Annotated in this window: 12 protein-coding genes and 2 pseudogenes; 3 read left to right on the forward strand and 11 right to left on the reverse strand. The window is 36.4% G+C overall.

The window, feature by feature from the left end; translation table 11 throughout:
* The first annotated feature begins 153 nt into the window (after positions 1-153).
* A complete protein-coding gene (locus tag ACIQYG_RS17495; RefSeq protein ID WP_402840313.1) occupies positions 154-291 on the forward strand; it encodes a hypothetical protein in 138 nt (45 codons plus the stop codon).
* Between the two features lie 107 nt (positions 292-398).
* Here ACIQYG_RS17495 and ACIQYG_RS17500 read toward each other — a convergent pair.
* Positions 399-682: pseudogene (locus ACIQYG_RS17500) on the reverse strand (helix-turn-helix transcriptional regulator); the annotation flags it as partial.
* A 167-nt stretch (positions 683-849) separates the two neighbouring features.
* Positions 850-1692 (reverse strand): annotated as a pseudogene (gene xerA, locus ACIQYG_RS17505) (site-specific tyrosine recombinase/integron integrase).
* Between the two features lie 326 nt (positions 1693-2018).
* On the opposite strand from xerA, the gene ACIQYG_RS17510 reads away from it, so the two are divergent.
* The gene (locus ACIQYG_RS17510; RefSeq protein WP_402840316.1) at positions 2019-2963 is read left to right on the forward strand and encodes a hypothetical protein; all 945 of its coding nucleotides are present in this window, start codon (positions 2019-2021) and stop codon (positions 2961-2963) included.
* Positions 2964-3253: 290 nt separating this feature from the next.
* Here ACIQYG_RS17510 and ACIQYG_RS17515 read toward each other — a convergent pair whose 3' ends face one another.
* A complete protein-coding gene (locus ACIQYG_RS17515) occupies positions 3254-3640 on the reverse strand; it encodes a DUF1259 domain-containing protein (protein WP_402840319.1) in 387 nt (128 codons plus the stop codon).
* Between the two features lie 173 nt (positions 3641-3813).
* Positions 3814-5403 (reverse strand): bifunctional metallophosphatase/5'-nucleotidase, encoded by a 1590-nt coding sequence (locus tag ACIQYG_RS17520; RefSeq protein ID WP_402840322.1) that lies wholly within the window; start codon positions 5401-5403, stop codon positions 3814-3816.
* A 270-nt stretch (positions 5404-5673) separates the two neighbouring features.
* Here ACIQYG_RS17520 and ACIQYG_RS17525 point away from each other — a divergent pair, with 270 nt between their 5' ends.
* A complete protein-coding gene (locus tag ACIQYG_RS17525) occupies positions 5674-6036 on the forward strand; it encodes a hypothetical protein (protein ID WP_402840325.1) in 363 nt (120 codons plus the stop codon).
* Between the two features lie 121 nt (positions 6037-6157).
* On the opposite strand, the gene ACIQYG_RS17530 is transcribed toward ACIQYG_RS17525, so the two are convergent.
* The 7 genes from ACIQYG_RS17530 to ACIQYG_RS17560 form a co-directional block, all read right to left on the reverse strand.
* The gene (locus ACIQYG_RS17530) at positions 6158-6343 is read right to left on the reverse strand and encodes a hypothetical protein (RefSeq protein ID WP_402840328.1); all 186 of its coding nucleotides are present in this window, start codon (positions 6341-6343) and stop codon (positions 6158-6160) included.
* A 133-nt stretch (positions 6344-6476) separates the two neighbouring features.
* A complete protein-coding gene (locus ACIQYG_RS17535) occupies positions 6477-6920 on the reverse strand; it encodes a cell wall hydrolase (RefSeq protein WP_402840331.1) in 444 nt (147 codons plus the stop codon).
* A gap of 517 nt (positions 6921-7437) precedes the next feature.
* Positions 7438-8016, reverse strand: a complete 579-nt coding sequence (locus ACIQYG_RS17540; RefSeq protein WP_402840334.1) for a TetR/AcrR family transcriptional regulator — start codon at positions 8014-8016, stop codon at positions 7438-7440.
* 112 nt (positions 8017-8128) lie between these two features.
* A complete protein-coding gene (locus ACIQYG_RS17545) occupies positions 8129-9772 on the reverse strand; it encodes an amidohydrolase (RefSeq protein WP_402840337.1) in 1644 nt (547 codons plus the stop codon).
* 43 nt (positions 9773-9815) lie between these two features.
* Positions 9816-11183 carry an APC family permease gene (locus ACIQYG_RS17550; protein WP_402840340.1) on the reverse strand — a complete coding sequence of 456 codons (1368 nt, stop codon included), beginning with the start codon at positions 11181-11183 and terminating at the stop codon, positions 9816-9818.
* Positions 11184-11239: 56 nt separating this feature from the next.
* Entirely contained in the window at positions 11240-12178 is a 939-nt protein-coding gene (gene speB, locus ACIQYG_RS17555) for an agmatinase (RefSeq protein WP_402840343.1), read from the reverse strand.
* A 206-nt stretch (positions 12179-12384) separates the two neighbouring features.
* Positions 12385-12705: a hypothetical protein gene (locus tag ACIQYG_RS17560; RefSeq protein WP_402840346.1), complete on the reverse strand. Its 321-nt coding sequence runs from the start codon at positions 12703-12705 to the stop codon at positions 12385-12387.
* Between the last annotated feature and the right edge of the window lie 72 nt (positions 12706-12777).

The raw sequence follows: 12777 nt of genomic DNA on the forward strand, positions 1-12777 counted from the left end.
TCAACTTAAGAGATTTTAATACTCGTAATTAAGTACCAAAAAACATTACCCTTTCTAATCTAGTTTAACCGAGGAATCATATTTGTTTTCGAAACGTGTCCATTATGTCCCCAAACTATGGAGTTTGGAGTACCTAAAATTAGGAGAGCGAACATGTTAATTTCATTATTTGTCGAAAAAGGCTTAGATAAGGAATTGGCTGAAATGATATTGCAGGCACGAGATTTAGGTATATCATTTGATGAAATTAGAGAATTTTTAAATCAATCCCAATCATTGAGACCTGAATAAGGTCTTTTTTTTTATTCTTTTAACTTATTGCACAGTTTGTGTCAACTCTACAATAGGTCTTATGCAACTGATATGAACGAAACTGTCAACCCACCACACCCAGTGCTTAATTTTCCGGCCATATGCTTATAGCATGTTCTTGCTTCATGTCCGTATTCAATTGCCACATCGATGAATCGAATATCACCTTTTTGTATCTCAAATGCTGCAAGTGTTAATCGCCTTCGTCTAATATATTCTGAAAGCGATACACCAGAAATTGAAGAAAACATCTTGAAAAATGAAACTCAGAGCAATTAGCTACTTTTGCAATTTCTTTGTAGTCTATTTCCTCATCCAGACTGTTTTCAATGTAGTCCAATGCATTATTCATTCTTTCTAGCCAATCCATGGTTTACTCCCTGTCAATTCGTACTTTAATACGATTAGATATTATTTGCCCGACATTACTATCAATCATGCAATCGCTTATTCCAGAAAATGGCCCGATAACAAAAAGACACGCCTTTTTATATGCGCGCCTCGATTACGGTTAAAGTTTAATTTAAATAGCTGCTTTCAAAAATATTTACTATAAAAATCGTGTCTCAACTTTCCACTTAGCTGAGCATATATTTTTGTGGTCTCACTCTTCTCATGACCAAGCAAGCTTTGGATCACTTCAAGTGGCGCACCGTTATTAATCATATGTGTAGCATAGCTGTGTCGTAATTGATGAGGATGTATATTCTTTTTTATCCCAGCACGATTTGATATGCGTTTGATAATATATCTTAGATTATCAATACTCATACGCCTGTTTGGCCTTCTTTCTGAAATAAACAAACAGGAATCCTCATCATCTCGCTCATCTAGATACCTTTTTAACTAAATCGAGCAACGGGTATTAAAGTACACTTCCCTTTCTTTATCACCTTTCCCATGTACAATGACTGAATTCGTTGAGAAATTAATATCATCACAATTTAATTTTACAACTTCCCCAATACGGCAGCCAGTCGAATACATAAATTCAAATAACGCATTCTCCATCGAAGTATGACAAGCTTCCCTAAGATGTTCAATCTCTAGTTCTGAAAGGAATTTTGGAATTCTTTTGCCTAATTTCGGCTCTTTTAATTTAGCAGCAGGGTTTTTAGGAATAAACCCTTCATCATGTGTCCATTTGAATAGTGATTTAATGCAACGAACCCTGTGTCCTAAACTAGATGGCTTTAAGTGTTCGCTCGCCTGTATTAGGTACCCTTTTAATTTTTCTGTAGTAAGTTCACCCATATCAATATCACCGAAAAATCGTAATAAGAGATTATATTGAAAACAATATGTTTTTAATGTAAGAGGCGAATATCCCTCAATTTTTTTATCAAGTTGATACTTTTCCCAGGCTTCTGATAATAACATTATTCTTTCACTCTCCCATGTTATAAATCAATCAAACTAGATATTATTATGTTCAAGGAGAGACTTTTTTATACGCAAGTTATTCAACAATCGCAGACAATAACCAATTATCGAACCGTGAGAACCCTTAAAATACAAGAAAAAAGGCACTTTCTTTACTCAAGAAAAGCGCCCGATTGTGGAAGATTAAAAGCTGTTTAAGGGTTCCCCACTTATTGAAACATTAACACTTCATAGGTGGCTAAGAGAAACTTAATAAGAACATTAAAATTATGTTACAATTAACAACGTTGGGTAAAAATGCTAATATTTTAGGGGATGATTTTTTGAAAAAAATATCAATGTTATTCATTTTATTCGGTATGCTATTTTTTGTAGTAGCATGTACATCAAATAAAACTAATAACGAAATGGAAAGCTCTGATAATAATGTCACATCTAAAGGTAGTCCAAATAATTTAATTTCCTACTATGAAACAATCAAATTAGAAAATGCCATTGAATCTTCTTTTAACAAAAATGTGTTTAAGAAAAAAGGGCATCCAGATGGCTATGATTTAACCATTTCCCGTGCAAATAAAGAAGTCGTTCTCGTGATTAGACCTTACTCCAAGAAAAACTTTAATTATTTAAAAGATGACCTTCAAAGCAATATTGAAGAGGTATTACAAACAAAAAAATATGGGGATTATAAAGTGAAAGTTCTTGCTGATTGGAATGACACAAATCAAACAGAACGGCAAGAACAAGAGGATAATATTATTCAAGAAGTCGTAAAAGAAATGAAGCAAGTCCATAAAATAGATGTCCTTCTAGGAGGGGTTATGTTTTCAGCTACTGACGGACGTATTGTTCAGTTAGATTTAATGTTTTATAAAAACGGTAAAGAAGTTATTGAGCCAAATGAGGTTAACAATTTTTATAAAGAATTTCTTAAGTTAGCTCAAGAAAAAGGATTCAATGTTAAGGATATTCCAATACGTTTTAAATCAAATTTAAAACGAGATTGGGAAATGAAAGTTATGCCATCAATAGATCAAGGGTTGAAAGAAATAAAGGATCTCAAAGTTACATCTACAACTATAATAGATGATCAGAATCCCATTATTATTAATACTTCCATAGACAGTACAGATAAAAAAGCTAAAGAAATAGGAAAACGTATTGAAGAACTCACAAATGAATTTTTTCAATATAAACAAATAAAAAAATCATTTCCTGGCCCTTATGAAATTCATGTTCTAAGTAAAGACAATAAGAAAATAAATTAAGCAATAAAAAAAGGATCTTCCAATCAAAGATCCTTTTTTATTGTATATAAGATTTATTAAGTAAACTAGCTTGCTTCTAATTGCTATGTTCCTCAACAATCTGGCCCTTTTCTGGAACAATTTTATTAACATTAAACATCTTATTTCTTGATTTTTGGTTTTGTTTTCCATAGTGGCCCCTGAAATCCAGAATCGTTTCCTTACCCTAAGATTGGCGGGGGTGGGGTGGTAGTTGCATAAGAAAAAGCTGCCTTAAAGACAGCTCCGGTTTCCCATTAGTGGGAAATCCGTTAGTTCCTTAACGCTTTTCTGACTTTCCTTGCAAAAACTAATGGATCATCAACAGCTTCGATATTAACGTAAACCAAATTCGGATTATCGAAAAGCCATTCATTGTGTATGGATGAAACTATTATTCCTTGTTTAAGAATGGAAGCAACGAAATTCTCGACTTCTTTTTGCAAGAGTGCTACCCTGCCTAGGCACAATGCTCGTCCAGTCTGATTATCTCTGGATTCAAATGAGAAAGAAGAGGTTACTCTAAAACGTTTTCCTAAAATTTTCACTTTTATTTCATTTCTATTTATGGTTGCCACACATTTGCCACCCGCAAATCCTTCTTGGCCGCCGATAATCCTAGCAAATTTTTGACAAATTAATTCATCATTAGATGCCAATCTATTCATCTCCTCCCTAGTATTAATAGGATATGAACTAGTGAATAGATCCGAAACGGATATTTGACATATGAATAATGAAAAATTTTTTATAGCTCATTCAAACTATCCTGCTTACGTTAGTGAAAAAGCGTTCCTGCTTATTACAGAAACGCACCTGTTATGTTTCTCCTTCATTCTTTCAATGAATGGGGAGGATACTTCTGTTGGATATGGCGTATAAGTGCAGTGACAACTTGTGGACCGGATTCTACGAGTCTACCTTGTTCAAATGCAGTGAAGTTATCACCGCCTGAAGCTAAATAATTACTAACCGCTACTTCATATTCGTTGTTTGGCTGAATCTCTTGACCCTTCATGTCTTTCAGCTCAACAACGCGGCTGCCAATTGGAGCTTTGGGTTCCCAGTCATACGTTAAGCCAACCGTTTGTAACCTATTTTCATAATCTTTCGTCCACTGCTGTTCTAAAGCAAATTTTATCTGGTCTCCTGTTAAAATTAACTTACTGACATTATGACCCATAGGTACGTTTGTATAGAGGTCTTCTACAGTGATTTCCCCTTTTTTTAAACCTTTCCGCATTTCGCCTTGATGGACAAAAGCTATATCTACCCCCATGGCTTCCCGCTCAGATTCTGCAATCATTTTCGCTAATGGGGATTCACCGTTTGCATCTTGAATTCGTCTGATTTCTTCCGGCATTTCCCCTATTACCTGATTAAAATTGCTTCCCAATCTTTTTCTATATCTATCTAGAAGAGCAACCGTTTCTTCATCCGGTTTTAGATGATGATGTGAAGTGACAATTATCCTTGCTTGTTTCTTAACAATAATTTTAGAATGTGGGTCGATTTCAAGATTTACTTGAGAAAAGGCTTTCCCATTAGAATAAGCTTGAACGATCAGTTTACCGGCTGCAACGGTATTAGCATATTCATGGCTGTGACCCGCAAAAATGACATCGACCTCATCATCGATTTTTGGAGCCATCTCCACTAAGGCTCCACTGGAAATTGCTCCTGCCTTATCTGATTTAGCTGAATCATGTGCCAGTACAACAATCACTTTGATCCCTTTTTCCTTTAAATGCTTAACGGTCCGGTTAATAGCTGAAACTTCATCCGTAATTTCCACTTCTTTTCGATTTTCAGGGGACACATACATGTTGGTCTCTTTTGTGACCACACCGATAAATCCAATATTAATTCCGTCAATTTGTTTAATAACATACGGTGGTAACAAGGGAGTACCCGACTTTCTGTCGATGATATTTGCAGAACTGTAAGAAGTATTGGAACCTTGAAAATATCCTGTTTTTTTATTGAATCCTCCATGAATAAGACGTTTCATTTCATTTACGCCTTCGTCCAATTCATGATTTCCAGGTGTCCCGACATCAAAGTGCAGGAGGTTTAAAAATTCAATCGTGGGTTCGTCTTGAAATTGAGAAGAGATCGGAGGACTTCCTCCTACCATATCACCAGCATGAACAAGTAGTGTATTTGGGTTTTCTTGTTTATATTTTTTTAAATAGGCAGCCAAGTATTCAGCACCGCCTGCCATGGTTCCCGAAACCATTTGATATTTGTTTAGTTGGCCGTGAAAATCATTAACGCCTAATAATTGTAGTTGAATGTAGCGGTTGGATGTGGAAAGGTTCGTTGTGGAATGATTGGATGAGAATGCTGTGATTTTATAAGTTACGAAAATGATGATAAATACCAAGATCAACAAAGAAGTTATGGCCTGAAATTTTGACAACTTCCGATCCCTCCCTCTGGATGTAAATCAAGAATAACTCTTGAATTTTATATCCGTATAAAGGGAGCGTGATTTTTTGTTATATTTTATATAATAATTATTAAATTAACCCAGTACATGCATTTCTTTTTAAAAATACTCCTGCGGCTTAACATTTAGAGATCTGTTAAGATTTTGATTAGCTGTAAGGATGTTTAAAAAATTGGCCCATAGCACAATAATATAGGCAACGTATGCTTGTCTTTATTCTACCAAAGGAGGAGTACCCATTTGAAGATTTCTTCAATATCGTTCAAAGAACCTCCAGTTTATCATGAATTCCCTCCCCTCTATGAAGGTTTAGGGCTGCCTGAGTTATCTTCATTCATTCAGCAGCGATTTGAATTTACATATACCTTGGGGAAAGTCGAAAGAACGGGGCTTGCTAGCATTCGCTTTTATAAACGGCAGGGGGATTTCGAAGTACATATAGCTGATAAGGTGCCAGGAGTGGGACCAATAAAGCTTCGGAAATTAAAGGGCCTGTTACTGGAGAAAGCCAAAACGGCATTCATCGAAAATATTGAATCCGAACCAGAAAAGCGAAAGGTCTACTACGCTGATTTTCGTCACCCTCGGAAAGATGCTGAATAACAATTCGACAAACTGGCACCCGTTTGAGGAAGCTAAATTGATGTATTGTTGATTTTGTTAAAAAGAATGCCTAAATTTACTTCCCCTCTAAAAAAAGGTTGCCGCAGCAACCTCCCTTATTTTAATAATCCGTTTTATTTTCATTATCCAAATCATCATCAAGAAAAGACTTTTTATCTTCTTTCACTCCATACTTTTTTTCAAGAAGTTGACCAATATTTGAATTGTTAATTCCTTTTCTTACTGCTGTTTCAATAACTATATAGAGAATGAATAACCCAACAATATAAAATATAATAGCCTTCACTAAAAATCCTCCCAAACTACAATCCGTCACTTCCTTTATTTTACAAAAAAAGCTTATTGAAGTGCCCGATTGTTGCATAAAAAAAGGAGCTGCCGATCAGCTCCTTGAAATGAAATAATGGCCCCCAGACCTCCTAACCGCCGGTATAAACACTTTCACATGTTCCAGGTTTTGGTTCATAATAACAATGATTTTTAAATTGACCAGCAAAAGGTTGATCGTACCAAGTCGGTGGGCATGGAGCATATGGATTAAAATACCAAAGCGCATATTTCCCTGGGTGTTCTCTCCAATAATCCAAATTCTGTTTTGCTAATCTTTTTTCAGCAGTTCTCGCTCTTTGATAAAATACATTACCTTTTTGAACAGCTTCAAAAGAATAATTTCCTCCTTGTATTTGAAAAATGACTTGTCGAATGGTTCTTAGATCCTTAAAGTCCAAACAATTTGCTTTAAGACGATTAACAATTACATTTCCAACATACAACATTCCTTGTAGTCCTTCACCTTCGGCTTCAGCTCTCATCATCCTCGCCATTAAGTCAACATCTGAACTTCGGTAACTTACTCTTGGCATTTTTTCACCCCAAATATATCATATAAAAAACAGCCTGCACTAATGTCAGTGTTTATAAAATAAGAATGCTTACTGTTAATAAGAACCTAAAGACAGATCAGATCTTCCTTTAATTTAGTAATCACAGAAAAATCGAACCGGCAGAGTAAATCAATAACAAACACATGATTAACCGAAATGACTTGTCATGTTTAACAAAAAAATCTTTGAACAGCGAGCCGAACCCTGACCACTGAAGAAATGCCATCCACCCTAGAAAAATAGTTAACGCTAAATAGATAGCTACGAATTTAAGCGATTCATTAAACGGTAAAATAAACAACAAAGCGTCTGCGGGTCTCGGCTAGCCAGTTATTCGACAGGAGTGTCGTAAATCTCTTCCATCCATTAAAGATTACTGTAAAAAACCAAAGGATAATCCAGTACAGTTGATTGGATCAGGTATTCGAGACTCCCGCGGAAAGCGAGTGCCTGGAGTGGAGATCTGGTTTTTAGAGTATGAAAAGGTATGAATGTATCATCCACTTAGTCCATACCAAAAATTTTCCCATATATTCTGAATTCTAGGTTCCATATTCTCTTTACCATAATAAGAAAATTCCATGAATATCCCATCAATCAAACAGAAATAGGACATGATTAAGTTCTCGATTTTCCCTTGGCGTATTTCTTTTTTATCAATTCCTTCGACAAAGATATCATGTAAGATAGCGGAAAATGATTCTTCGGATCTAAGGAAACTTTCATTCAAAATGTGCTTCAAATGCTCCGGCGGAAAGATCATCGCCCTCTTTAAAAATGTTGCTTTATCTTCATGGTTTTTATAATAGTTACAAGTATCAAGAAGGATGTGCTTTAACTTTTCTTCAGAAGAGAGTGTATTTATCTCTTCGACAAATTGTTCGACCTGTTGTATATGCTCTTCCAGGATTTCTTCAAACAGGCACAAGAAAAGGTCATCCTTATTTTTGAAATGGTTATAAATTGAGGGTTTTTGTATACCTACCCTCTTGGCAATTTCCGATAAAGCAGTTCCCTCGTATCCGTACTTAGTAAAAAGTGTTAAGGAAATGTTTTTAATTTCATTTTTTGTCATAATGAGCCCCCAAACTATCAAACGTTAGTTAATTTCATTATAAACTCATTTCCTTTTTTAAACTAAATATTTGACGCCTTGGAAATAATCCTTTTTCTCTAAAAGATAAGAATTAGAGTATGCTCGATAAAGAAGTTTCTTCGCTTTTATACACAACTTTCCCATCGTTTATTGTAAGTTCCACTTTAGTATTAAGTACTTCGCTTTCTGGAATATCAAAGAGATTTCTGTCTAAAACCACAAGATCAGCAAGTTTCCCCTCTTCTATTGTGCCTAGCTCGTGCTCCCTGAAACATCCATAGGCTGAGCCATATGTATATGCTTGCAATGCCTCTGCCAAAGTGAGCTTTTGTTCAGGATGCCATGTGTTTTTTGGATCTCCGCTACTATCAACTCTTGTAATGGCAGTATATATTTGCCGCATTGGATTTAATGAGATGGAAACCGGAAAGTCTGTTCCTAAAGCTAAAGATGCACCTGAATTTAAAAGCGACTTCGTCAGGAAAACATTTTTTTCCCTTTCAGGACCTATTATTGAAGAATATACCTCTCTTGATGAAGCAGCCATGTGATCAGGTTGCATAGAGACAATGACCCCCAGTTTTGAAAAACGTTCAATGTCATCCTGATCGATTACTTCAATATGCTCTATTGTATGCCTTGAGTCTCTTTTTCCATTCTTGCGTACAGCTTCTTCAAAAGCGTCTAAAGCTAAACGAATTGCCGCATCTCCAATAGCGTGAAACCTGATTCTAAATCCAAGTTCATCCGCTTTAACAACTCGATCGATCAATACTTCTGGATCTAGAGCTGGATGACCGCAGATATCCACTTGATCGGAGTAAGGTTTCAGGAAGTAAGCGGTATGACCCGTGACTGTTCCATCAACGAATTGCTTTAATCCTGAGAATTGCAGTTTCTTTGATTCATATTTATTTCTCAGTATTTGAGCTTTGTCCAAATTGCCATCCAATTCAGGAGTGATATGAAATCTAGTCGTTAATCCTCCTTGCTTATCCAATTTCTCAAAAAGGTCATAGTCTTGAAGGAAGTCATCTATTGGAGCAAACAAATCGTTTACAGAAGTAATTCCATATTGTGATAATAATCTTAAAAACTCTTTTAATATCGTTTCTTTTTTATTTTGTGTTAACCGTAATGCCTCTTTTAAAACGATTTGCTGGGCTTCTTCATATAAAATTCCAGTAAGTAGACCATTCTTATCTCTTTCATAGCGACCAAAATCCGGATCACGTATATCCTCAGTAACACCTGCTAAATCCATGGCCTTACTGTTCACCCATGTATAATGACCTTCAGCATGAAAAAGAACCACAGGACGATCTGGGATGACAGCGTCAAGTATTTTATAATGGGGCTCTTGTTTATCATGCCAATAACCTGCGTCCCATTGCATGCCTATGATCCATTCTTCCTCAGGACAATCTTTAGAAAATTCCAGTACTTTTTCAGCTACTTCTTGAGCTGACCTGGCTTCAAATAAATTAATACTATTTAAACTTAGTGCACTAAACATAATGTGGAGATGAAAATCATGAAATCCAGGCATGATCAATTGATTTCCATAGTTAAATACTTTTGTCCCACTTCCTATAAAAGGATCAATCTCCGCTTTTGATCCTACACTCATAATTTTGTCACCTAAGATAGCAATTGCACCAGACGTCGGCTCATGTGTAAGCCCTGTGAAAATAGCATCACTGGAAAGAACGATATCTGCTTTTTTATTAGCCATGGAGTTTACCTCTTTTCATTCAAAATAATAAAACAGTAACTTATCATTGCACTAGTTTTGCATCGAATTCTTCTGTTTGCTCTGCAAAATTCAGTTCAGGAGGACGTTCCTTAAACATTTTTGTTAAGTACAATAAGTAAATGAACCCTACTGCCATCCAAGTAATCCCTAATACTAAAGAATGGATATCCAACTTTGTCATAAACAATATGGTTATGCCGGTGCCAATTAAGGGAAGAAGGAAATATAAAATGAAACTTTTAGGAGATCTCTGCTTCTGCCTCACAAAATAATGGATAAGCACAGAAAGATTAACGAATGTAAAAGCAAACAGTGCTCCAAAATTAATGAAAGAAGTAGCCGTTGCGATATCCAAAAATACGGCGCTCATTGCAACACAAGCAATGATCAGGATATTGAATATCGGCGTTTGAAATTTTGGAGAAACGTATCCGAATATCCTCTTAGGCAGAACATTATCTCTCCCCATTGCATATAAAATCCTGGCTCCGCTTCCTCCTGAAGCTATCGCGGAAGCAGTAGCAGATGTCACTACGACAGAAATGAACAAACTATTCAGAAAATTACCCCCGGTATAAATCATGATATCGACTATAGCTGTATCAGGGTTCTCAAAAGCATTGAAATCCGGGAAAATCGATTGTGCAAAATAGGTGGATGCAATAAATAATACCCCTCCAATCAATGTCGTAGCATAAATAGCTTTAGGAAGTGTTTTTTGGGGATTTTTGGTTTCTTCAGCTAATGTAGTAACCGCATCAAACCCAAGAAAACTAAAACACAATAGAGGTACGATCGAGAGCAGATTATTAATATTCACGTCAGGACTAAAAAAAGGATCCTTAGAAAACAACTCCCCGGTACCTTTTCCTGCTAAAAGTCCATTTATGCAAAGCAGGCTGAAGATAATGATAAAAAGAAATTGAAATATCACCAAAAAGGTATTCACATTTGCAGCAACCTTAATCCCAAAAATATTAATAGTTGTCACAGCAATAATAAAAGAAATGATAACTGCAATGATAGGAATACCAGGAAAGTAAGCATTCACCATAATTCCAAAAAGTAAAGCGCTGATCATAGGACTGAAAAGATAATCCAATAAAATGACCCATCCTACCAGAAAACCAAGGTGTGAATTAATTCCTTTCTGCACAAAGGTATAAGCTGAACCGGTAGTGGGATATACCTGAACCATTTTTGCGTAACTATATGAAGTGAATAGCATGACAATCAAAGCGATTATGTATGCTGTCGGAACCATTCCATGGGTACGATCAATAGCGATGCCATATGTGCTAAAGACTGTTACAGGAGCCATAAAGGAAAGTCCAAATACAATTACATATCTGGTATTCAGTGAACGCTTAAGCTCGGGTAATCCTTTCATCCAAAGAGCTGCCTCCTTTATTAAATATAATGGCTGTTTTTAAGTTAAAGTGATTATTAATGATCTTCTTTGGCACTTAATGCTGCAAGGCTGGCAAATTCATGCACAAGTGTTGCAGCTAAAAGTGAAGTGATTTGGCTTGGATCATATGAAGGCAGCACTTCAACCAGGTCATACCCTATAAAGTTAAAATCAGTTAGGGAACGTATCATTTTTAATGTTTCAAAGCTGCTAAAACCTCCTATTTCAGGCGTACCCGTTCCTGGGGCAAAAGAAGGATCAACGAAATCTATATCAAATGTCAAGAAACAGGGGGTGTTACCAATCGTTTTCCTGATCTCTTTCAAAACATCTTCAAATCCACGATTGGAAAGTTCACCCGTTGTAATCAGACGATAACCTAAATCAAGACTTGCCTGTAAATCACCAGAGTGGTTTAGCGTGCCGCGGATTCCTATTTGAAATACTTTATCTGTCTGCAGCAGACCTTCTTCGTGTGCACGAATGAAAGGAGATCCATGCCAATATTTTTCCTCATAATATGTATCCCAGGTATCTGTATGGGAATCAAAATGAATCATGGCTACAGGGCCATATACCTTTGCCGCAGCGCGTAAACTAGCTAAAGTAACAGAATGATCTCCCCCTAACCCAATCGGTATGACCCCTTTGGCCATCAATTCATGCATGGATTCCTTCATTAGTTCATAGCTTCGATGAATATTATGGGGAATAACAGGGATATCGCCAATATCAATGGCATTCATTTGTTCAAAAGGATATACATTATGAATCGGATGATATGGAAACAGGGTCATGGATGCTTGGCGAATGGCTTGAGGAGCAAACCTGGCCCCCACCCGAAAAGAGGCTGCTGTATCAAAAGGCATACCTACAATGGCAAGCTTTGCATCATGCTTTTGAGAAGGTAAACGCATAAAAGTTCCTGTTGTACAAAACTCTGGCTTAACATCTGGTGTAAGTGGATATTTCATAAGTATCAACTCCTGGTTTCATATAAAAATCTTTTCATATAAATTTACAAACACAAAGTGTAATCGCTTACAACCTATACTTCAATAGATTACTTTTTATTTCTAACACCTTCTTTTCGCACTATATTAACTAACGGTAGTTAGTATTAAACCAAATATATACATAGTTGTTAAAAAAGTCAAACTATTTTTCATTGTCGATTTTTCTATTTCATAATACTAAAAAAACGTTCCAGTGATTCCGGAAATACGTTCCCTTCCGCCGACTGTCTGCCAAGCCTCCTCGACGCAAGCGTCTGTGGGGTCTCGACTAGCCAGTATTTCGGCAGGAGTGTCGCAAATTCCCTCCATCCATTAAGGATTACTGTAAAAAACCATGAAGGATCATCTAGTACAGTTGATTGGAACGGAAGGTGTAAGACTCCTGCGGGGAAAGCGGTGCCGAGGGCCGACCGCCCGCGGAAAGCGAGTGCCTGTAGTGGAAATCGGCGTCTAACTTGTACACGTCCTAATAAAAATGTAGACAAAAGGGTTTTACCTAAAATTTCAAAACAAAGTTGATTGGAACGAAAGGCGCGAGACTCCTGCGGGAAAAGCGC

This window comes from Peribacillus sp. NPDC096622, from assembly GCF_044762665.1.
GTDB lineage: Bacteria > Bacillota > Bacilli > Bacillales > DSM-1321 > Peribacillus > Peribacillus frigoritolerans_B.

Bases quoted from the DNA above. Each gene is read 5' to 3' on its own strand.
- ACIQYG_RS17550 (WP_402840340.1), bottom strand. From the start codon at position 11,183: ATGAAAGGATTACCCGAGCTTAAGCGTTCACTGAATACCAGATATGTA.
- speB (WP_402840343.1), bottom strand. From the start codon at position 12,178: ATGAAATATCCACTTACACCAGATGTTAAGCCAGAGTTTTGTACAACA.
- ACIQYG_RS17535 (WP_402840331.1), bottom strand. From the start codon at position 6,920: ATGCCAAGAGTAAGTTACCGAAGTTCAGATGTTGACTTAATGGCGAGG.
- ACIQYG_RS17545 (WP_402840337.1), bottom strand. From the start codon at position 9,772: ATGGCTAATAAAAAAGCAGATATCGTTCTTTCCAGTGATGCTATTTTC.
- ACIQYG_RS17495 (WP_402840313.1), top strand. From the start codon at position 154: ATGTTAATTTCATTATTTGTCGAAAAAGGCTTAGATAAGGAATTGGCT.
- ACIQYG_RS17540 (WP_402840334.1), bottom strand. From the start codon at position 8,016: ATGACAAAAAATGAAATTAAAAACATTTCCTTAACACTTTTTACTAAG.